Annotated in this window: 22 protein-coding genes, 1 rRNA gene and 1 pseudogene; 19 read left to right on the forward strand and 5 right to left on the reverse strand. The window is 45.0% G+C overall.

Going from position 1 to position 21,565, the window contains the following annotated elements; genetic code table 11:
• Window positions 1–264 (reverse strand): annotated as a pseudogene (locus AC13CK_RS01015) (thiol:disulfide interchange protein DsbA/DsbL); the annotation flags it as partial.
• A 227-nt stretch (window positions 265–491) separates the two neighbouring features.
• On the opposite strand from AC13CK_RS01015, the gene ubiG reads away from it, so the two are divergent.
• The 14 genes from ubiG to AC13CK_RS01085 all read left to right on the forward strand — a co-directional run bounded on the left by ubiG (window position 492) and on the right by AC13CK_RS01085 (window position 12,524).
• Window positions 492–1,220, forward strand: a complete 729-nt coding sequence (ubiG, locus tag AC13CK_RS01020; protein ID WP_071850321.1) for a bifunctional 2-polyprenyl-6-hydroxyphenol methylase/3-demethylubiquinol 3-O-methyltransferase UbiG — start codon at window positions 492–494, stop codon at window positions 1,218–1,220.
• Window positions 1,217–1,906, forward strand: coding sequence for an HAD family hydrolase (locus AC13CK_RS01025; protein ID WP_425880082.1), 690 nt, complete (start codon window positions 1,217–1,219; stop codon window positions 1,904–1,906). Before ubiG ends, AC13CK_RS01025 begins: the two co-directional genes overlap by 4 nt.
• 39 nt (window positions 1,907–1,945) lie before the next feature.
• Window positions 1,946–2,692, forward strand: a complete 747-nt coding sequence (locus AC13CK_RS01030; protein ID WP_005094903.1) for a YciK family oxidoreductase — start codon at window positions 1,946–1,948, stop codon at window positions 2,690–2,692.
• A 156-nt stretch (window positions 2,693–2,848) separates the two neighbouring features.
• Window positions 2,849–3,268 (forward strand): hypothetical protein, encoded by a 420-nt coding sequence (locus tag AC13CK_RS01035; protein ID WP_004281232.1) that lies wholly within the window; start codon window positions 2,849–2,851, stop codon window positions 3,266–3,268.
• Between the two features lie 184 nt (window positions 3,269–3,452).
• Window positions 3,453–3,608 (forward strand): hypothetical protein, encoded by a 156-nt coding sequence (locus AC13CK_RS01040; RefSeq protein WP_004281231.1) that lies wholly within the window; start codon window positions 3,453–3,455, stop codon window positions 3,606–3,608.
• 315 nt (window positions 3,609–3,923) lie between these two features.
• The gene (locus AC13CK_RS01045) at window positions 3,924–4,310 is read left to right on the forward strand and encodes an RcnB family protein (protein WP_004281230.1); all 387 of its coding nucleotides are present in this window, start codon (window positions 3,924–3,926) and stop codon (window positions 4,308–4,310) included.
• 242 nt (window positions 4,311–4,552) lie between these two features.
• Window positions 4,553–4,939 (forward strand): RcnB family protein, encoded by a 387-nt coding sequence (locus AC13CK_RS01050; RefSeq protein ID WP_253160397.1) that lies wholly within the window; start codon window positions 4,553–4,555, stop codon window positions 4,937–4,939.
• Between the two features lie 132 nt (window positions 4,940–5,071).
• Complete coding sequence (gene argA, locus AC13CK_RS01055) at window positions 5,072–6,415, forward strand: amino-acid N-acetyltransferase (RefSeq protein WP_425880083.1); 1,344 nt, start codon at window positions 5,072–5,074, stop codon at window positions 6,413–6,415.
• A 333-nt stretch (window positions 6,416–6,748) separates the two neighbouring features.
• A complete protein-coding gene (locus tag AC13CK_RS01060; protein WP_425880084.1) occupies window positions 6,749–7,705 on the forward strand; it encodes a sulfonate ABC transporter substrate-binding protein in 957 nt (318 codons plus the stop codon).
• Between the two features lie 24 nt (window positions 7,706–7,729).
• On the forward strand, window positions 7,730–8,725 hold the full coding sequence (locus AC13CK_RS01065; RefSeq protein WP_312585697.1) for an aliphatic sulfonate ABC transporter substrate-binding protein: 996 nt from the start codon (window positions 7,730–7,732) through the stop codon (window positions 8,723–8,725).
• A 36-nt stretch (window positions 8,726–8,761) separates the two neighbouring features.
• Entirely contained in the window at window positions 8,762–9,937 is a 1,176-nt protein-coding gene (gene ssuD / locus AC13CK_RS01070) for an FMNH2-dependent alkanesulfonate monooxygenase (protein ID WP_004647160.1), read from the forward strand.
• Window positions 9,937–10,752 (forward strand): aliphatic sulfonate ABC transporter permease SsuC, encoded by an 816-nt coding sequence (gene ssuC / locus AC13CK_RS01075; protein WP_085064422.1) that lies wholly within the window; start codon window positions 9,937–9,939, stop codon window positions 10,750–10,752. Before ssuD ends, ssuC begins: the two co-directional genes overlap by 1 nt.
• 21 nt (window positions 10,753–10,773) lie before the next feature.
• On the forward strand, window positions 10,774–11,580 hold the full coding sequence (locus AC13CK_RS01080) for an ABC transporter ATP-binding protein (protein WP_425880086.1): 807 nt from the start codon (window positions 10,774–10,776) through the stop codon (window positions 11,578–11,580).
• 323 nt (window positions 11,581–11,903) lie between these two features.
• The gene (locus tag AC13CK_RS01085) at window positions 11,904–12,524 is read left to right on the forward strand and encodes a TetR family transcriptional regulator C-terminal domain-containing protein (protein ID WP_004281222.1); all 621 of its coding nucleotides are present in this window, start codon (window positions 11,904–11,906) and stop codon (window positions 12,522–12,524) included.
• Window positions 12,525–12,590: 66 nt separating this feature from the next.
• Here AC13CK_RS01085 and AC13CK_RS01090 read toward each other — a convergent pair whose 3' ends face one another.
• The gene (locus AC13CK_RS01090; protein ID WP_425880087.1) at window positions 12,591–13,154 is read right to left on the reverse strand and encodes a 5'-methylthioadenosine/S-adenosylhomocysteine nucleosidase family protein; all 564 of its coding nucleotides are present in this window, start codon (window positions 13,152–13,154) and stop codon (window positions 12,591–12,593) included.
• Between the two features lie 231 nt (window positions 13,155–13,385).
• Between AC13CK_RS01090 and ribF the strand changes: the two genes are divergently transcribed.
• The 5 genes from ribF (at window position 13,386) to AC13CK_RS01115 (ending at window position 18,978) form a co-directional block, all read left to right on the forward strand.
• Window positions 13,386–14,387 (forward strand): bifunctional riboflavin kinase/FAD synthetase, encoded by a 1,002-nt coding sequence (gene ribF, locus AC13CK_RS01095; protein WP_425880088.1) that lies wholly within the window; start codon window positions 13,386–13,388, stop codon window positions 14,385–14,387.
• A gap of 64 nt (window positions 14,388–14,451) precedes the next feature.
• A complete protein-coding gene (gene ileS, locus AC13CK_RS01100; protein WP_482830891.1) occupies window positions 14,452–17,298 on the forward strand; it encodes an isoleucine--tRNA ligase in 2,847 nt (948 codons plus the stop codon).
• The gene (gene lspA / locus AC13CK_RS01105; RefSeq protein WP_004281218.1) at window positions 17,291–17,830 is read left to right on the forward strand and encodes a signal peptidase II; all 540 of its coding nucleotides are present in this window, start codon (window positions 17,291–17,293) and stop codon (window positions 17,828–17,830) included. Before ileS ends, lspA begins: the two co-directional genes overlap by 8 nt.
• Window positions 17,823–18,305: an FKBP-type peptidyl-prolyl cis-trans isomerase gene (locus AC13CK_RS01110; protein ID WP_004281217.1), complete on the forward strand. Its 483-nt coding sequence runs from the start codon at window positions 17,823–17,825 to the stop codon at window positions 18,303–18,305. The genes lspA and AC13CK_RS01110 overlap by 8 nt, the downstream gene beginning before the upstream one ends.
• Before the next feature lie 130 nt (window positions 18,306–18,435).
• Window positions 18,436–18,978: an NADPH-dependent FMN reductase gene (locus AC13CK_RS01115; RefSeq protein WP_004281216.1), complete on the forward strand. Its 543-nt coding sequence runs from the start codon at window positions 18,436–18,438 to the stop codon at window positions 18,976–18,978.
• A gap of 268 nt (window positions 18,979–19,246) precedes the next feature.
• On the opposite strand, the gene AC13CK_RS01120 is transcribed toward AC13CK_RS01115, so the two are convergent.
• The 3 genes from AC13CK_RS01120 to rrf form a co-directional block, all read right to left on the reverse strand.
• Window positions 19,247–19,642 carry a tautomerase family protein gene (locus AC13CK_RS01120; RefSeq protein WP_425880090.1) on the reverse strand — a complete coding sequence of 132 codons (396 nt, stop codon included), beginning with the start codon at window positions 19,640–19,642 and terminating at the stop codon, window positions 19,247–19,249.
• 461 nt (window positions 19,643–20,103) lie between these two features.
• Window positions 20,104–21,276 (reverse strand): PQQ-dependent sugar dehydrogenase, encoded by a 1,173-nt coding sequence (locus tag AC13CK_RS01125; RefSeq protein ID WP_425880091.1) that lies wholly within the window; start codon window positions 21,274–21,276, stop codon window positions 20,104–20,106.
• A gap of 206 nt (window positions 21,277–21,482) precedes the next feature.
• Window positions 21,483–21,565: ribosomal RNA gene (gene rrf, locus AC13CK_RS01130) — 5S ribosomal RNA — on the reverse strand; the annotation flags it as partial.

The following is a 21,565-nucleotide window of genomic DNA, read 5'->3' on the forward strand; positions in this document are numbered from 1 at the left end:
GAGTGGATTCATTGCAGCCGGCGTACGTACAAAACGTACATCTTTTGGTAATTTTTTCAACCAGCCCTGCATATGTGGTTCAAGCGCGAAACAGTGACCACAGCCGTACCAGAAGAATTCACGTACCTCAATTCTGCCCGGCTTTTCGACTTTGACTGGTTTTGCAACCACCTGATAGTCCTGACCTGCCACAAAATTGGCCATAGCATTGCCTGAAAAGGCCAAAACAGATGCGGCAACAGCGCCTAAAAGGAATTTTTTCATTCGGATTATCGTCCTCTAAATCATTATGCTTAGTTTATGTGTTCACTATAAATCAATTATGCCGGTTTCGTTTTCATTCTGTGAACTTTTTTGCTGCTTTTATCGCTTTTTCTGCCAGAATCGCTACACTAAACCATCGGACTGATTTTCAAGGTTTTAAATCAGTTTCTCTGGCCATTCGGCACATACATATTTTTAGCTAATCACGACTGATTGAGGTGACACCGATGTCGCAATTGAATGTTGATCCACAAGAAATTGCCAAGTTTGAAGCATTTGCAGCTATATGGTGGGATCAGCATTCCGAGTTCCGCCCCTTGCACATGATTAATCCACTGCGTTTAAACTGGATTGATGAACATGCCGGAGGCTTAAGCGGCAAAAAAGTGTTGGATGTCGGCTGTGGCGGTGGCATTCTGGCCGAAAGCATGGCGCGACGTGGTGCCAATGTGCTCGGAATTGATATGGGCGCAGCCCCTTTAAATGTGGCACGCATCCATGCTGAACAGGAAGGCGTAAGCAATATTGAATATCGTCAGGTGCCGGTCGAGCAACTGGCAGAGGAACAGGCTGGCCAATATGACATCGTGACCTGCATGGAAATGCTAGAGCATGTGCCAGATCCGGCATCGATTATTCAGGCCTGTCATAAACTGGTCAAGCCAGGTGGTCATGTATTCTTCTCGACCATTAACCGTAATCCAAAGTCCTATTTATTTGCCATTATTGGGGCAGAATATGTCTTGCGCATGCTGGCCAAAGGCACCCACGATTACAGCAAATTTATCAAGCCGTCCGAACTGGCACATGACATTCGCAACTCGGGTTTAAAGCTTAAAGACATGACCGGTCTGCACTATAATCCGCTGACCAAGCGTTATTGGCTGGCACCGAATGTTGATGTGAACTATATGGTCTATACCGTGAAAGATAGCGCAGCAGAGACCACAGCATGAAAGCCGTTTTATTTGACCTCGATGGTACCCTGATTGATACCGCTGCCGATTTTATCCGGATTATCCAGCAGATGTGCCATGAAGAAGGCCGCCCACTGGTTGCACCCGAGCTGATTCGTACCCAGGTCTCCGAAGGCGCTCGCGCTATGGTGAAACTGGTTTATCCGGAACTGCAACTAGAAGATCCGGTCTTTCTGCAACACCGTCAGCGCTTTCTGGACATGTACGGCGCAGATATTGCGGTCGATACCGATCTGTTTGACGGCATGTATCCTTTGTTGGAACAGCTAGAGGAAAATGACATTCCTTGGGGCATTGTGACCAATAAACCGCGCTGGCTCAGTGAGGCTTTACTGCAAGCACTGAACTTGAGTGAACGCTGTGCGGTGTTGGTATGTCCAGAAGATGTCACTCGGACCAAACCTGATCCTGAACCAATGTATCTGGCAGCCCAGCAACTGAATCTTGCCGCGGAAGACTGTATCTATGTCGGAGATCATCCACGAGATATTGATGCCGGCCGTCATGCCCAGATGCTGACCATTCTGGCTGCTTATGGTTATTTGCCATTGCAATACAAAGACGATTTAAACGCCTGGCAGGCCGACCATATCGTGCATACTGTGCCAGAATTACATCAATTGATTCAGACACTAGTACTGAAGCAGCATACTGCGGTATCTTGAACGCTTAACACTAAATAATAAGAAGTGAGGAGGTAGATAATGAAATATTCAGCATATCAACCTCGCCCCGATCTGCTCAAGGATCGTATCATCCTAATCACAGGTGCGGGCGATGGCATTGGACGTGCAGCAGCAATCAGTTATGCCTTGCATGGCGCAACTGTGGTGCTGCATGGGCGTACCTTAAACAAGCTCGAAGTCATTTATGATGAAATTGAAAGTTTGGGTGCGCCGCAACCTGCCATCTTGCCGCTACAACTATCGAGTGCGTCAGAACGTGATTATGAGCTTTTGCTCGATACGCTAGACCGTCAGTTTGGTCGTCTGGACGGCATTCTGCACAATGCCGGCATTTTAGGCGAACGGGTTCCCTTGGCGGATTATCCGGTCAACGTCTGGGATGATGTGATGGCGGTCAATCTGCGTGCACCCTTTGTCATGACCCAGGCCCTGCTGCCGCTATTATCCAAATCTGAACATGCTTCAGTGGTTTTTGCCAGCTCAGGTGTAGGCCGCGAAGCCCGCGAACGCTGGGGTGCGTATTCGGTTTCTAAAATTGCTATTGAAGCGGTAAGCCAGTTATTTGCCAAAGAGCAGGTACATCCGAATATCCGTTATAACTGCATCAATCCCGGGGCAACGCGGACTGCCATGCGCGCCAAGGCCTATCCGAATGAAGATCCGAAAACCCTGCCTACCCCCGATTCAATCATGCCGGCTTATCTATATTTGATGGGTAATGACAGCCTGCATATGAATGGCCAGAGTATTGATGCACAGGATTAAATTATTCTGTCTGTCATTCAGGGAGCAATCGCTCCCTTTTTATTTCATTTTTAGTCATATTCAGCGCATAAATCTTAAGTAAGTTCACCCCGCTCGCATTGAGTTTCATTAAAATAACAGCATACTAAGCCCCACTATATTTCACTCGAGTGCATCATGACTGAATTAAACAATATTACGGTGACCCATTTAGACGATGGCATGGTGTCGCTGCTGATTGATCAACAGCCTATTTCAGAGAAATACGGCACCAAGTTTGAAGCCAGTATCGTGGATGACATCAAAGCACTCGAAAATGCTCAGAAACTCAAATTGTTCGAGCAATTTGTATTTTCACATCAGGATCTGAATTTTGAACATGCCTATTATTATGTGACTGGCATTGAAAAATTAGACGACAGTTATCGTCTGGCCAAGCATTTTGTTTATCGCATTAAAATTGAAGGTCAGCCAGAAATCGAACATGTCATCAGCAATCAGGGCAAAGCCATGACGGCCGAGGATGTACGTGCCTTTATTCAGGCGCATGTGCAGAAATCACTCAACGATTATACTGACCTGAACTACGCTTATTAAAAGTCGGGTCATTTAATAATCTTGGGCACTTTTCGATAAAGTGCCCTTTTTTTCTTAAAATCCTGCAAAAAATAACAATAAATCGGATTTACATATTAAATATATAAAATTATACGGTTTTCCAAATTAAACTGATTGGACTATGCTTTCTTGAATCACAGATAGATCAAATCAGGAGCGCAGCATGGCTGACCAAAAACGTAAAATTGAAACAATTCACCGGATTGAACAGTTGCAGTTATCTGAAGCATTGATTGTGGCACTCGATGACGCCCTACAAGCTGAATCCGTGGCTGACGCGATTCAGTCCTTACAAGGTTTGGCAGAGCAATGGAATTAATCTCAAACTAAACCGGCAAAATTCTTTGTCGTTTCATTAAATCATGAACTTTTTTCTCGCTGACTCAATGCTGTTTTTTTGAGCTAAATCATCGATTTTCGCTTGCATGTTGGCCCTTGCTTTGATGAGATAAGGACATGGCTCGGTAGGCTACTTTATAGAAGTGATGCCGTCGCATATAGTCATGTAAAAACATGACATCATCATAATATCTCTGCATTTGTTATAAAAATTGTGCCTGTTCTTCACAGTTTCTCTGCAATTTTTCCGTACATTAGGTGCTGTAGAAGATGAACAATTTAATGAGGGTTCAACATGAAAAAGGTTTTGGTGGCACTGGCAATTTCTTGCAGTACATTCATGCTGAGCAATGTCGTCATCGCTGCCCCTCATTTCAATGATGAATCCCGTATGGATTCACGTCATGGTCATGACAAGAAGAAAGCCCGTGAGTTCCGAGAGGAAGATCAGCAGGATAACCGCCGTATGCGTGAAGAACGCGGGGTGAAACGCCTGCAACAGTTACGCTGGCAGCCGGGTTATGTGATGCCGCAGCATTATCGTGGCAATGGCTATAAAGTTGAATATAAAGACCATCGCCTGCCTCGACCTGACCGCAAGCAGCAATGGTACAAAGTCAATAATGACTACATTCTGGTGGATTCTGAAAACAACAGCATTATCCGCATCGTGGGTGACTAGTTCATAAGTGCATTCAAATTCAATCTTCTTTAAGGCCCAACGATGTTTGGGCTTTTTTATTTCACTGGCTGAAAATTTTTAACTCAAAATCTCGCTGCTTTTCCAGTTTTTAGACTGCGTGATTCATCTACTAAATTTCTTCATAAATTTAACAATTTAACTAAATAGCCCCCACGCTTTCTATGTACTTGTTCGCTAATTTAGTCTCATCGAAATTAGATATACATCTTAAGGTGAGAGCCATGAAAAAAGTCTTAACTACAATCGCGTTATCTCTAAGTGCTTTGTTAGCTACTTCTGCAATGGCAGCACCACAGTATGACTCGCGTTATGACCATAATCCGCATAAACCGGCGCCACACTGGAATGCTAAAGATAGCAAGAAATGGAATGACGACCGTCGCTGGAATGATGACCGCCGTCATAACAACCGTATGGTCAATCCAAGCCGTGACTGGCGCGTAGGACAAACTTTACCTCGCCAATATGACAACAACCGTTTTGAAGTAAGTGATCGCGAAGCACGCCGTTTGCCAAATACCGGTCGTTTCCAGCAATGGTACAAGGTCAACAATGACTACGTTCTGGTGAATGAGCGTACCAACAAAATTGTACGAATCATTAACTAAGCTTTCTCCATTACTGCTCGTCTTGCAGACACCTGAAGTCCCCTTCAGGTGTTTTTTTATATCTGCACTTCCACTTGCATTTTTTTTCATTAGAATCAAAGCTGGATCTTCAATCATTGAAATGGGCACAGCATGACTTCAGCAGAAACGTCACAAAGCACAACTTTGCAATATGTGCACTGGTTTCGCCATTCTGCGCCTTATATCAATGCGCACCGCAATAAAACCTTTGTAATCATGTTTGATGGCGAAGCCGTCTTAAATGATAACTTTCAGCATATTATTCACGATATTGCTTTATTACATTCTTTAGGCATTCGGCTGATTCTGGTACATGGTGCACGTCCGCAAATTAACCAGAATCTGGCTCAAAGCCAGATTACGACGCCTTTTTACCAGCAGCGTCGGGTCACCACACGTGAATCTTTAAGCTGCGTGATGAATGCCGTCGGTTCGATCCGCCTACAAATTGAAGCACTGCTGTCTATGGGACTGGCCAATTCGCCGATGTATGGCGCCCGGATTGATACCGTTTCAGGGAATTTTGTCACCGCCAAGCCGTATGGCATCCGCGATGGTATCGATTTTCAGTTGACTGGTGAAGTGCGCGCGGTTGATACCGATGCGATTCAGCGCCATCTGGACAGTCATAATATTGTGGTGCTTGGCCCGACCGGTTATTCCACTACGGGTGAAGTCTTTAATCTGCTGGCTGAAGAAGTTGCTACCAAAACTGCGATTCGCCTCAAGGCAGATAAACTGATTTTTCTCGGTAATCAGCATGGCCTGATGGACAGTAACGGCCAGCTCAAACGTGAAGTGACACCGCAACAGCTGGATGATTTTATTCCAGTCGAGCAAGATGCACTGGAAAGAGGATTACAGCTAAAAGCCGCACAGGAAGCCTCCATGAACGGCGTACATCGAGTGCATCTGATTTCTTATGCCTATGATGGTGCCCTGCTGGAAGAGCTGTTCACCCGTGATGGTTCCGGCACTCTGGTCACCGATGCACATTATGAAGAAGTACGGATGGCCGACATTCAGGATGTTGGCGGCCTGATCGGTTTGCTGCGTCCATTGGAAGAAGAAGGTATTCTGGTCTATCGTTCGCGTGAACGTCTGGAAAATGAAATCAACCAGTTTGCTGTGATCGAACGGGACGGAATGATTCTGGCCTGTGCGGCCCTCTACCCGATTCCGACCACGGGTGATGAATTGCGTTCTGCAGAAATTGCCTGTGTTGCGGTTCATCCAAGTTATCGCAAGTCTAATCGGGGTAGCCAGATCCTGCATTATCTTGAAGAAAAAGCCAAAAGCATGCAGATTCAGCAGCTGTTTATTTTAACCACCCGTACCGCGCACTGGTTTCTGGAACAAGGCTTTGAACCGGCTTCAGTCGATGACCTGCCGGATGCCCGTCAGGCATTTTACAATTATCAACGTAATTCAATTGTTTGCAAAAAGTCACTTTAAAGTGGCTTTTTCTTTCAGTGCTTTAGCTTAATTTTAGATAAAGATATCTGGCAATCTCGATTTAAATTTTAAAATTCTATTACTGGTTTTTAGCTAAACATATCAACAGATCAGATTTAAAAAAATAACTATAAATTTCATAAGTTTGATTAATTTAATTATTAAATCTTCATTTTTATATAAATCACTTTTCTGCATAAGTTTTGCGCTTTTTCATTTATCTTTTTTCTTCATTAGAAATTCCTGAATAGTTATTTTTTTAGAAAAACAAAAACGATTAGCGTGTGTCTAAGTTTTCATTCACTAGTTTGTCATTTTCGGGAGTTTTGATTCATGCGCCAATCTCATGTTCAGTTTTTAACAAAGACTGCAGTACTTGGTACTGCGATGGCGGGTGTCATGATGCTTTCAGGCTGCTCGAAAAAAGAAGAGACCATCACCCTGAATATCGGTTTCCAAAAATACGGCGTATTACCAATTTTAAAAGAACGTGGCACGCTGGAAACCACCCTAAAACAGCAAGGGATCAATGTGAAATGGGTAGAATTTCCGGCTGGCCCGCAATTGCTTGAGGGCCTGAATGTTGGCAGCGTCTCTTTTGGTGAAGCCGGTGAAGCACCGCCAATTTTTGCCCAGGCGGCCAACTCAAATCTGGTCTATGTGGCCAATCAGCCGCAAGCGCCTAAGGCAGAAGCCTTAATTGTACCGAAAGATTCGCCGATTCAGTCTATTCAAGATCTGAAAGGCAAACGGGTAGCCCTGAACAAAGGTTCAAACGTGCATTACTTACTATTAAAAGTTCTGGAAGCCAACCAGCTTGGCCTTGATGATATCGAAGTGATCTATTTACCACCTTCCGATGCACGTGCTGCATTTGAACGTGGTGCAGTTGATGCCTGGGTCATCTGGGATCCGTTCTTTGCAGCTGCTGAACATCAGATTGGTGCGCGTGTCATTGCCAGCGGTGAAAATGTGGTGAGCAACCACCAATTCTATCTGGCAGATCGCAAGTTCGCAGAAAGCCATCCTCAGGTGATACAGGCGGTTGTCAATGAACTGAATCTGACCACGGACTGGGTGGCAAAAAATCAGGACGCTGCCGCTCAGCTCCTGCAAAAACCGACAGGTCTGGCCGTCGATGTCTTGAAAACCTCTATTTCACGCATGGGCTTTGGCGTTAAACCTCTCAGCACTGACGTGATTCAAAAACAGCAACAAGTCGCCGATGCATTTTATGCGCAGCAGCTGATTCCACAAAAGCTGAATATTGATGCAGCAATTATTAAATAACAGCAGAATAATTCGAGAATAAAGATGAGTCATATAAAAACAGTTTCTTATATCAGCTTAGCGCTATTGAGCTTTAGTCTGACTGGCTGCCAGAAACAGGAACCACAGCAAACGGCTGCCGCAGAAACCACGTCAGCGCAACAAGTTAAAACCATTGCGATTGGCTTTCAGAAATCAGCCTTAAATCTGCTGGTGGCACGTGATGAAAAGCTATTAGAACAACAATTTCCCAATGCCAAAATTGAATGGAAAGAGTTTCCGGCAGGCCCACAAATGCTGGAAGCACTGGCAGTCGGGGCAGTGGATTATGGCTATGTGGGAAATACTCCGCCTATTTTTGCACAGGCGGCAGACAAAGCCCTGAGCTACGTGGCCTTTGAAAAAGTGGCGGGAAATTCTTTGGCCGTGGTCGTGCCGAAAGACAGTGCCATTCAAAATATTCAACAATTGAAAGGAAAACGGATCGCGGTGCAGAAAGGTTCAAGTGCCCATGAACTTCTGGCCAAAACCCTGGAAAAAGCCGGATTAAGCTGGTCAGAGATTCAAGCCGTCTGGCTTCCCCCTGCGGATGCACGTGCTGCTTTTGACAAAAAAGCCATTGATGCCTGGGCAATCTGGGATCCCTTCCTGGGTGCAGCCGAGTTCGACAGCAAGGTTAAGGTGCTGATTGAATCTAGTAACTTTCCACAAACCTACTCCTTTTATATCGGCAATCCCGAATTTATTCAGAAGCATCCGGATAGCCCCGGGAAGTTTATCCAGGCTTTAAATGCATCTGACCAGTGGATTCTTAAAAACCAGGCTGTAGCTCTAGATATTTATCAGAAAAGTACCGGTCTGAAACCAGAAGTGGCAAAGATTGCATTTGAGCGTCGTCTTAAACCTTCGCCGGTACAACCATTAACGACGGAAGTGATCAAAGCCCAACAGAATATTGCCGATCTCTTCCAGCAGGTTCAACTGATTCCCAAAACCATCAGCGTCCAGCAACAGATCTGGTCGCCAGCAGCCACACATTGATGAACAAACAAGATGATTTAATTTAAGGAATATCACATGAAAATTTTCTGGTTTATCCCCACTCATGGCGACAGCCGTTACTTAGGCACCAGCAAGGGCGCACGTGTTGTAGATCATGCCTACATGAAGCAGATTGCCGTTGCCGTGGATAATCTTGGTTATGAAGGTGTCCTGATTCCGACTGGCCGTTCTTGTGAAGATCCATGGTTAACTGCAGCCAGCCTGATTGATGCGACCAAAAAATTAAAATTCCTGGTGGCATTGCGTCCAGGCGTGACCACGCCGGCACTGGCTGCACGTATGGCCGCGACCTTTGACCGCTTGTCTAATGGCCGAGTACTGCTGAATCTGGTGACTGGCGGTGACGAGCAGGAGCTAAAAGGTGATGGCGTCTATGAAGATCACACAACCCGTTATAAAACGGCGACCGAATACACCACCATCTGGCGTGAAATTTTAAAACGCTCACATACCGGTGAAAGCTTTAGTTTCCATGGCGAACGCTTAAGTGTCGATGATGCAAAATTGCTGTATCCACCCATTCAGCAGCCGCATCCGCCTTTATGGTTTGGTGGCTCATCGGATGATGCCATTGAGCTGGCCACGGATCAGGTCGATACTTACTTGACCTGGGGCGAGCCACCGGCAGCAGTCAAAGAAAAAATTGCAGTGGTAAAAGCCAAGGCTGCAGCTAAAGGTCGTGAACTGAATTACGGGATCCGTTTACACGTGATCGTACGCGAAACCAATGAGCAGGCCTGGGCGGCGGCTGAAGAACTGATTCAATATGTGGATGATGCCACTATCGCTGCAGCCCAAGCCAAGTTCAAATCCATGGACTCGGTCGGTCAGCGCCGTATGGCAGAACTGCACAATGGCGATCGCAGCAAACTCGAAGTTTCTCCGAACCTCTGGGCAGGTGTGGGTCTGGTTCGTGGTGGTGCAGGTACGGCACTGGTCGGCGATCCGGAAACTGTCGCTGCACGTATCCAGGAATATGCCGATCTGGGGATCAGCACCTTTATTTTCTCAGGCTATCCACATCTGGAAGAATCCATCCGTTTTGCAGAACTGGTATTCCCTTTACTTCCACTGGAAACCCAGCAAAAACTCACTCAACCAAACTTGACCGGTCCATTTGGTGAAATCGTGGCGAACAACTACACACCGGACGAGAACAAGCAGGCTGAGAAAATTAAGGAGTCTGCTTAATGTCAAAAGTCGTTTCCGTTGAAACCCTGACCCCAAAGCAGGTTTCACGTGGAACAATTCTGGGGCAGCATCTGCTGCCCTGGCTGGTTCCAATTTTCTTGATTGCAGTTTGGCAAATTGCCTCTAGCACAGGCCTGCTGGAAAGCCGGATTCTGCCTGCACCGAGTGCCGTGGTTTTAGCCTTCTGGAGTTTATTGCTCAGCGGTGAACTGTGGACGCATGTGCAAGTCAGTGCAGGACGTGCCATCAGCGGATTATTGGTAGGTGGTGGTTTGGGCCTATTGCTGGGTCTGTTAAATGGTTCATCCAAAACTGCCTCTACCCTGCTCGACACCACCTTGCAGATGATCCGCAATATTCCTGCACTGGCACTCATTCCCCTAGTCATCTTATGGTTCGGGATTGATGAATCTGCCAAATTGTTTCTGGTGGCGATTGGGGTATTTTTCCCGATTTATATCAATACCTATCATGGGATTCGTTCCGTCGATCCGCAATTGATCGAGATGGGCAAAAGCTACGGCTTAACTCGCTGGCAACTGTATAAAGAAATTATTCTGCCGGGTGCGATGCCGTCAATTCTGGTCGGACTGCGTTTTTCTCTAGGTCTGGTCTGGGTATTGTTAATCGTGGCCGAAACCATTTCCGCCCAGTCTGGTATTGGTTATATGACCATGAATGCACGTGAATTTTTGCAAACTGACGTGGTTCTGGTAGGTATTTTATTGTATGCCCTGCTCGGCAAACTGGCCGATGTTCTGGCCGTGGCCTTAGAGCGATTCCTGCTGCGCTGGCATGCCGGCTATCAAAAATAAAGAATAAATGAGGAGCATGTGATGACTGATCTCAGTTTAGGGCGTCATGCCAATGACCCGATTGTGCCACTGGACCAACCTGCGGCAGAGATCAATCCTGCTGCAGTGATCGGTGCCGAAATTATCATTGAACAGCTGCACAAGTTTTACGGTTCGGTCAAGGTTCTGGAAGATCTGGACCTGCATATCCAGCCGGGTGAATTTCTGGCAATTGTTGGTCGCAGCGGTTGTGGTAAAAGTACCTTATTGCGCCTGATTGCCGATCTGGAACAGCAAAGCTACGGCGAAATCAAGTTTAAGTCAGCCCGGCATATTCGCGAAGGCATTACTACCGATGATATCCGGGTGATGTTTCAGGACCCTCGCCTGCTGCCCTGGCGCAGCATCGAACAGAATGTTCAACTCGGTTTACCGAAGGAGCAGCATGCCAAAGCTTCGCAAATGCTGGAAAAGGTCGGACTCAAAGAAAAAGCTGGACTGTGGCCTTCACAGCTTTCTGGAGGACAACGGCAACGTACCGCCTTGGCGAGGGCATTATCGCATCAGCCGCGTATTCTACTGCTGGATGAACCGCTCGGCGCCCTGGATGCCCTGACACGTCTGGAAATGCAGAACCTGATTGAACGTCTCTGGACCGAGCAAGGCTTTACCGCCATTCTGGTCACGCATGATGTCAGTGAAGCAGTGCAATTGGCAGACCGGATTATCTTGCTGGACAAAGGCCATATTGCCAAAGAATTTAAGGTCAATTTGCCACGTCCCCGGCAAAAAAGTGTGGCATTTGCAGAACTGGAACAGCAGGTCTTGCAGGCAGTTTTAGCAACCTAAATACTTAATCCAACCCAAAATCGAGTATGGTTTTGGGTCTTATTCTTATAAAAAATACTTTTATCTCAATAAGAGGTCATTTTTATCAGATTCATTTCAGTATTATTCCTCTCTCCAATTAATGAAGAAAAAAGATGAATAAATGAAGTATTTTCAGAAACTTGAATTTTTCTTGTGGTGTAGATGCATTTAGCCTATTTTAAATATTGATCTAGAGAATAAATCATCATTATTCAAAAAATTAGCCTGTGACTGTGTGCACAAATCTGATGATTTGCCGTACAATTGAGGATTCCCTTTTTCATTGTTTTTTATATTTGCTAATGGAACAAAAAAAGAGTACTCAAAAACGCAATCAGCTGCTAAATGCTGCACTAGACGTATTTTCCCTATATGGTTTTAATGGGGCAAGTCTGGATGAAATCGCACAAATTGCAGAAATGCATAAGTCAAATATTTTCTATTATTATGAAAATAAAGAAGCCCTGTATGTCGAGGTATTAACCACCGTTCTACAAAAATGGTTGGCGCCTTTACAAACCCTTGAAGCTGAACTTGAGCCTGAAGAAGCGATCACCAATTATTTGATGCAAAAAATTGAAGTGTCGCGTACCCAGCCTAAAGCATCCCGTTTATTTGCTTTGGAGGTGATTCAAGGTGCACCGCATATTCTGGAAATTTTAAAAGGTCCGCTAAAAAAACTGGTCAAGCGTAAAGCCAAAGTGATTTCCAACTGGCAGGAGCAAGGCAAGATTTCTGCAGATATTGATCCTGAGTTACTGATTCTGAATATTTGGGCGATTACCCAGAACTATGCAGACTTTGCGACCCAAATGGAAATGGTCACGGGTAAAACCTTGCGTAACCGCAGCATGCAGCAACGCATTATCCAGCATACGGTACATATGATGTTATATGGCGTGATTCCACGCACGGATAAATAAGCAAGCGCTTCTGATTGGCACACGACCATAGCTGCTATGGTCGCCGAGCAAACTTGACCCTCCTATTTATTTTACCATTTGATATAAATCTAATAATTTTTTCGCACCCAATAACAGATTTTCTTCCCAATCCAGATGCGCAGTCTCATTAGCTCCATCAGTAATGTATTTCACTGCAATCAGCCGAACGCCCAGCTTTTTACAGACTTTGGCCAAGGCATAGCCTTCCATATCGACCAGATTACACGCCACTTTTGAAATACCGGTTTCAAAGCTATCGCCTGTTCCACAAATCCCTTTCGGCAAATGGTCAAAGAAAGAATCCAGCTCAATCGCACCCGGGAAATGCTGATCCATCGGGGTCATGCCGATCTCAAAGCCAAGGGGCGACACATCCATATCACGCTGTACAAATTGCGTGACTTCGACCAGTTCATGCGCATTAAAATGCGAACTTCCCGCGCTGCCCAAATTCAATAAGGTTCTGCAACCGGTGTTCTGAATCACCTCAAAAGCTTTAAAAGCCGCATTGACTTTACCAATCCCGCTGTAATGTACCTGAATGCCTTCTGCTTCAAACAAGCCTTTGGATTCATTGGGTAGAGCCATGATGAGCGCCAAATCGGACATTCGAAATACCTGATATCAAGAAAAACCCTGATATTAGAAAACAAAAGCGGCTGAATGAAAAGCACCAGTGCTCTGATCAGACATGATCAATGTGTACAAAAACAAAACTGCTCAATGCTAAGGAAGATGAATTTTCAAGAAAAATATTGCATAAAAACACAACAGCAAGACGAAAGCGCGAGATTATGGCAATATATAGCCTCTCGATATTTCTAAGCACTTGATTTGCCCATGCAGCTGCTCCGTCTAAATGCTTTAGCCTCTCATTCTGAATTACCCAAAACTGCCGTGACGATCGGTAATTTTGACGGCGTGCATTTAGGCCATCAGGCGATGATCCGTCAGCTGCAACAGGTGGCTGAAGCACAGGGTTTAAAATCTGTAGTGATGATTTTCGAGCCCCAACCACTTGAATACTTTCAAGGTTATGATGCCCCACCGCGTATTTCATCGTTGCGTGAAAAAGTTGAATACCTGACTGAGCTGGGTGTGGACTATATCGCGGTGGCGAAATTTGACCATACTTTCCGCAGCCTGACTGCAGAAGCCTTTGCCGACATTTTAAAAGAAAAACTGAATGCCCGGCATCTGGTCTTAGGCGATGATTTTCACTTTGGTAAAAACCGCCAAGGCAACAGCGAATTCCTGCGCAATTACGGCTTTGAAGTGACCAATTTAAATACCATTGCTCTGGATGGTGAGCGTGTCAGTTCCACCCGGATTCGCCAGACCTTGCAAGCCGGTGATTTAGCCTTGGCCGCACAATTGCTGGGTCGTCCTTATAGCATTACCGGGCGGGTGCAATATGGCGATCAGATTGGTCGAACTATTGATTTTCCCACCATTAATGTACGGCTTAACCGTCATAAGCCCTGCCTGAAGGGAATTTACGGAGTTGAGGTCATTTGCGAAACCCAATCCTTAAAAGACAAAGTAAAAGCCGACTCTGCAACGCAAACAGGCATTGTGGGTTATGACCCGACTGCCCTGTTTGGGGCCGGTCATGTCGGCACACGTCCAGCCATCAAACAAGCACATCCAGAGTGGCGATTAGAAGTACATTTTCCAGATGTTTCTGCTAATCTGTATGGCCTGTTGATGCGGGTGACGTTCTTAAACTATTTACATGGCGAAAAGGACTATCCTTCGCTTGAAGCGCTAAAAGCCGGAATTGATGATGATGTCGAGAAACTGCTTGAGTTTCGTCGAAATCACCCCACATTTCCCTTTTAATATCCCATATTTTTATTGTAAAACGTGTCAGTGACATAACTGATTAGATTGGAAGACGACTTGCATGAGCGATAAGCAAACTCCTGAAAATGCAGTGGACTATAAAGCCACGCTAAACCTCCCAGGTACTGACTTTGCAATGAAAGCAAATTTGGCAGTACGTGAAGCGAAATGGTTAGAAGAGTGGTATGCCGACAACATTTATCAGCAGATTCGTGAATCGCGTATTGGCAAGAAAAAATACGTGCTTCATGACGGCCCTCCTTATGCCAATGGTCAAATTCATTTGGGTCATGCGGTCAACAAAGTACTCAAAGACATCATTATCAAAAGCCGTGTCATGGATGGCTTTGATGCACCGTATGTACCGGGCTGGGACTGTCACGGTTTGCCAATCGAACTCAAAGTCGAAGAAAAAGTCGGTAAAGTCGGCGTAAAAGTGGATGCATCTACCTTCCGTAAAGCCTGCCGTGAATATGCCTACACCCAAGTTGAGCTTCAAAAGAAAGACTTCGTACGTATGGGCGTATTCGGGGATTGGGACAATCCTTACTTAACGATGAACTTCAAACAAGAAGCTGACATCGTACGTTCATTGGGTGCAATCGCGAAAGCAGGTCATATCGAGCCAGGTCTGAAACCAGTCAACTGGTGTTTAGACTGTGGTTCATCACTCGCTGAAGCTGAAGTTGAATACGAAGATAAAAAATCTGACGCAATTGACGTCGGTTTCACGATTGTAGACCTTGCTGATTTATCTGCACGTGTCGGCGTAGAAATCGCTGATCGTACGGATATCGTGATTTGGACAACAACGCCTTGGACCATGCCTGCTAACCAAGCGGTTGCACTCCACGCTGAACTTGAATACCAACTGGTGAAAGCAACTGGTGAAAACAAAGCATCACAAAACTTCATCCTTGCGAAATCATTGGTTGAGTCTGCAACTCAGCGTTATGGCTTTACTGCATTTGAAGTGCTTGCTGAATTCACAGGTGCAAAACTTGAGAATTTAGTTCTTCAACATCCTTTAATTGCTGAGCGCCAAGTGCCAGTGATCTTGGGTGAACACGTCACCGATGCTAGCGGTACAGGTGCTGTACATACTGCACCGAGTCACGGTGTGGACGACTATAAAGTTGGCTTACAGTATAACTTGAAAGTTGAAAACCCAGTCGGTGGTAATGGTGTGTATTTACCAACGTCGCCAATCTTCCCGGGCGAGCACATCTACAAAGCCAATCCAAAAATTATTGCAGCATTAACTGAAGCAACCAAGCTTTGGGCACATGTAGTGATCAAGCATAGCTACCCGCATTGCTGGCGCCATAAAACCCCGATTATCTTCCGTGCGACACCACAATGGTTTATCAGCATGGATGCCAAAGGTCTACGTCAAAATGCACTGAATGCGATTGAAAACGATATAAGCTTTGTACCGGACTGGGGTAAAAACCGTATCCAGGCGATGATTGAAGGTCGTCCGGACTGGTGTATTTCACGTCAACGTACTTGGGGTGTGCCAATTCCGTTCTTCGTACACAAAGACACCAATGAATTGCACCCACGTACGCCTGAACTGATTGAAGAAGTGGCTAAGCTGATCGAGCAAGAAGGCATTGATGGCTGGTATAACCGTGATGCCTCTGAGTTTATCGGTGCGGATGCTGAACAATACAACGCAGTTCGTGACACATTAGATGTCTGGTTTGACTCTGGTACAACGCACTATGCGGTACTGCGTGAACGTGAAGAACTGACTGATCCTGCTGATTTGTACCTTGAAGGTTCAGACCAGCACCGTGGCTGGTTCCAGTCGTCGTTATTGACCTCGATTGCGATTAACGAACGTGCGCCATATAAAGGTCTATTGACTCACGGTTTCGTCGTGGATGAAAAAGGCCGCAAGATGTCCAAGTCGATCGGTAACGTGATCACGCCGCAAGACATCATTAAAGATATGGGTGCGGATGGTTTACGTTTCTGGATCGCCTCTGCGGATTACCGTTATGAAATGACCGCTGGTAAAGAAATCTTTAGCCGTGCCTCTGACGGTTATCGTCGTATCCGTAACACGCTTCGTTTCTTGCTTGCTAACCTGAATGGCTTCAAACCATCAACAGATGCGCTTCCTGTAGATCAATTGATCGCGCTGGATCAATACATTCTGCAACGTGCATCTGAAGTGCAAGAAACCATTAAGAAAGCATACGAAGATATGAACTTCCATATCGTAACGACTGCTCTGACTAATTTCTGTATCAATGACTTGGGTGGTTTCTACTTAGACATCATCAAAGACCGTCAATACACCACGAAAGCGGATTCGCAAGCACGTCATTCTGCACAAACTGCGTTGTATCACTTGGTACAAGCATTCGTGCGTTGGATGTCACCAATCCTGAGCTTCACTGCACAAGAAGCTTGGCCGTTAATTCCTGAGCAATCAGAGAAATACGTGTTCACGGCTGAATGGTATGATATTCCTGTGGCTTCAACTGCAAATGTAGTATCTGAAGCTGAATGGCAAACGCTCATTGCCGTGAAATCTGCAGTAAACAAATTCATTGAAACTGCACGTACCGCGAAAACTGTCGGTTCTAACTTGTCTGCCAAAGTTGAACTTTGGGCAAATGCCGAATTAAAAGCAGTGCTAGATAAGTTAAGTGATGAGCTTCGTTTCGTACTGATCACATCACAAGTGATCGTCAATGAGTTTGATGCAGCACAAGGTGAAGCGTCTGATCTTGAAGGCTTGAATGTGAAAGTTTCAGCAGCTGATGGCGAAAAATGCGTACGTTGCTGGCATGTATTACCAGATGTAAATACACATTCTGCACATCCTGGTCTATGCGGTCGTTGTATCATCAACCTTCCTACAGGCCAAGGCGAAGAGAGAAAATATGCCTAATACCCACACCAAAAAGGGCTTATTCCAGTTCTATCCACATAATTTATGGTGGGTTGGACTGGCCATTCTGGCGATCATTCTGGATCAATGGACCAAATGGATTGCAGTGACAAATCTGAACTATGCAGATCCTGTTCCTGTGCTGCCCTTTTTAAATTGGACACTGCTACATAACTATGGCGCTGCCTTTAGTTTCCTGTCCGATGCCGGTGGTTGGCAACGCTATTTCTTTACTTCACTGGCAGGTTTAGTGTCTGTAATCTTTGTGTTTTGGCTGATGCGCATGCCAAAAGACATGAAAATTTTACCATTGGCGATTGCCCTGATTCTGGGTGGTGCCATCGGTAATTTAATCGACCGGGTCAGCCTCGGCTATGTAGTCGATTTTATTCATGTGTATTACCAGAACAGCCACTTCCCTGCGTTCAATATCGCAGATAGTGCTATTACTGTAGGCACTATTCTGATGCTGATTGATACCTTTTTCTTAGAAAAACATCGAATTCAACGGGCGCAAGCACAACATGACTGATTTTATTCATCCTAACGAAGAAACCCGGGTTGCAGACGGTTCTAAAGTCGAGCTGCACTTTTCTGTCGCAATCGAAAATGGCGTGGAAATTGACAATACCCGTAGCCGTGAAGAACCGGTCAGCCTGGTGATTGGTGATGGCAATTTACTGCCTGGTTTTGAAAAAGCATTGTTTGGTTTACGTGCCGGTGACCGTCGTACGGTGAGCCTGCCGCCAGAAGATGCTTTTGGTCCATGGAATCCAGAAAACATCCAGAAATTTGATACGGTGAAGTTCGGAGAACGTCCGATCGAAGGTCACATGATCGAGTTTGAAGACAAAGCCAAAGCCACCCTGTATGGCGTGGTGAGATCGGTGAATGATGACATCACTGAAGTGGACTTTAACCATCCATTGGCAGGCAAAAACATCACCTTTGAAGTGGAAATCTTTAAAGTGACACCTGCGGGTCAGCAAGGCATTAAACTGATGTAAAACCTCAGCTAATTAACTGATTTTAAAAAAGCTCCTTCGGGAGCTTTTTATTTTCCGGATACAAATCATCTCTAGTCACCTTCCTGAAATCTGATTAATTTGATGATCAGACCCGAAGAAAGGATGAAACATGAAAATTTATATTGTGGTTGGGAGTGTTCGTGAGGGACGTACTGCGATTAAAGTGGCGCACTGGGTACTGCAGGAAATTAAAAGTTATGCCTTTAGCACTTTGGAAACTGAAATTGTCGATCTAAAAGAATGGGATCTTCCGCTGTTTTCTGGTGCTCATCCCCCATTGACCGGGATTTATGATCAGCCCAAACAGCAAGACTGGGCCGACAAGATTGCGCTTGGCGATGCCTTTATTTTTGTCACGCCTGAATACAATCATGGCTATAGCCCTGCCCTGAAAAATGCTCTGGATTATCTCGGCAAGGAATGGCAAGGCAAACCAGCAGCTTATATTGGTTATGGTGCGACTAACGGATCACGTTCGATTGACCAGATTCGTCAAGTCGGCACTCAACTTGGACTGGTGGATACCAATGCCGTGATTGAAATCCGGGACATCTTTGCGCGCAATAAAGATTATTCTTTCCAAGGCAATGAATTTGATAATAAAAACTTAAAAGCTGTGGTGGATAGACTGATTCAATATGTCAGTGCTTAATGACTGGACGACAGCCCTGTACGTTTTAGCCTACATGCAGCGCAGAGTTTAGCCGCTATGCGGTTGTTTTATGCGAGGCTATAGTGAGTACATAGACAGACAGGAAGTCTGCAAAGCGATACGACAACAATAAAAAGCGCCAATCAACAGGACGTTGACAGATTAGACAGGAGTCAGATCTGAGAAGCAAATCCAGAAAAGCCTCGACAGGATGTTGAGGCTTTTCTGTTTAAACTTTAGATTTAACGTGACTACTGATCGGAATGCATCAAACATCAACCTTAAAGCCGAGATCAACATCATAGGCGGCCTGCCCTCCCCGGATCTCCCAATTTTCTAGTGCACTTTCTCTCAGATGAATCAGAATATAATCTGCAGGAATGCCGATTTCTCCGAGACTTTTGACCATCTGCTGATACAAATTGCGCTTGGTCTCCAGACTGCGGCCAGCAAAACAGTCAATACTGATCAAGGTAAAATATTCAGGCTGAGCTAAATGGCTCATATAATGAAAACGATGCGCTTCATGCACGACCAGACGAATATTACGATCATATTCAGGCAGCTGAAAGGCAGTTTTCACACAATGAAATACGCTGTTAAGCAATTGTTCCTCAACTGCTTGAGGATATTGTTGCCGAACTTCAATTTGAATCGTAGGCATAGGAGTTTCCTTTTTATTATTTTATGGACGTTTTTATTTATATCAGTTGATGCATATCAAAAGAGTTTTCTCTCGCTAACATACAGCAAAATCATCACCGCAGTTTATGATTTGGTCAGATGATCATTTTGAAACAGTATTTTTAAAATTATCTTTTTAAAATTTGGCTGTCGGCTTTGACCTACAATCCATGCAGTTAAACTGCCCTATTGCGTTGTATCGCTTCAGGCTATATTCAGATCATACCAAGACAGGAAGTCTTGTAAGAAAAATAAAAAAATTCACGTAGCAGGATGCTGATCGGTATAACAGACATTATACCTTTAACAGAATATGAAAAGGCCTTCACAGGATGTAGAGGCCTTTTTCTTTCATGCCAGCATCAGCTTAAAAAGATTTTTATTCAGATGGTCAGCTTATTCAATATTTCATATTTAGATAAGCATCCTAAAAGCAGAGGATTAAGGTGCTGTCATTTTTAACAGAGCTGCTTGCGGACCATCTTGAATCACCCACAGTGAACCATCCTGTGCCTGAGCAACCCCGCGAATCCGCTCTTTCATATCCAGACGCTGAACTTCTTTCACTGGGGTCTTGTTCGTATCCACAATCACAATCGCCTTGGAAGACAGACCGGTCGCAATCGCCTTATTTTTCCATTGCGGGAAGACATTAGCCGTATAAAATATTAAATCTGAAGGAGAAATTACCGGAGTCCAATCCAGTGCCGGGGCTTCAAATTCAGGTCGGGTACTGTGGTCAGGAATGGGCTTGCCATCATAATGATTGCCATTAGACACTAACGGATAACCATAATTTTTAGCTTTGACAATCTTGTTCAGTTCATCGCCGCCTTTCGGTCCCATTTCGATCACCCAAAGCTGCCCTTTCGGATCAAAAGCCATGCCTAGAGGATTACGATGTCCGAGACTCCAGACCTGCTGGGCAATTTTACCCTGAGTCATAAACGGATTATCGGCAGGGATTGAGCCATCATCATTCAGGCGAATAATTTTACCGGCATTAGATTGCATGTCCTGTGCAGGATCAAATTGCTGACGCTCTCCTGAACTGATCCATAACTTACCATCCGACCCGAATATAATCCGATGGGCATAATGTCCCTGGCCTGAAAATTTCGGAACTTGCGTCCAGATCCGTTCAATTTGTGTGAGTTGAGGAGTGGCTTGATTTAGGTCCAGTTTGCCACGAATCACCACTGCACCATATCCGCCTTGGCCTTGTTCGGCATAGCTCAGATATACCCACCGATTCTTTGCAAAATCTGGATGCAAGGCTACTTCACCTAAGCCACCCTGGCCTCCATATGCGACTTGAGGTATACCTTTAACTTCAATTTTTTTCTTGGTTTTTGGATCAAAGAGCTGCAATTTTCCTTTGCGCTCAGTAATCAATAGTCGGCCATCATTTAAAGTAGTAATCGCCCACGGCTCATTAAATTGAGCAACCTGTTCAGTCTTATATTTTTGCAAACTTGAAGAGACTGCATTCGATTTGGCAGCTGATGTAGATGTCTCTTGAGTACTTCTAGAAGATGGATTCTCTGCATGACAGGCAGTAAATGCTAAAGCACAACAACTGAGTAGAATTTTTATTTTAAATTGCGACAACATTATCTTCTCCATACTGATTTATTGTCCAAATTAACATCAAGATACAGAGTTTCTGGTCTAAATTCAGCATAGAAAAGTAAATAAATATATTTTAAAAATTATAAATAGAATTTATTTTAATAAAGAATTAGTGTCTAAGCTTTCCACTAAATCCCACGCATAAAAAAATCCCCCTCTGCCTTGGCGGAGGGGGATTTCGAATAATGAGCTGGCGATGACTTACTCTCACATGGGTAACCCCACACTACCATCAGCGCTAAGAGGTTTCACTTCTGAGTTCGGGAAGGGA

The sequence above is a fragment of the Acinetobacter sp. L-24 genome, from assembly GCF_056857555.1.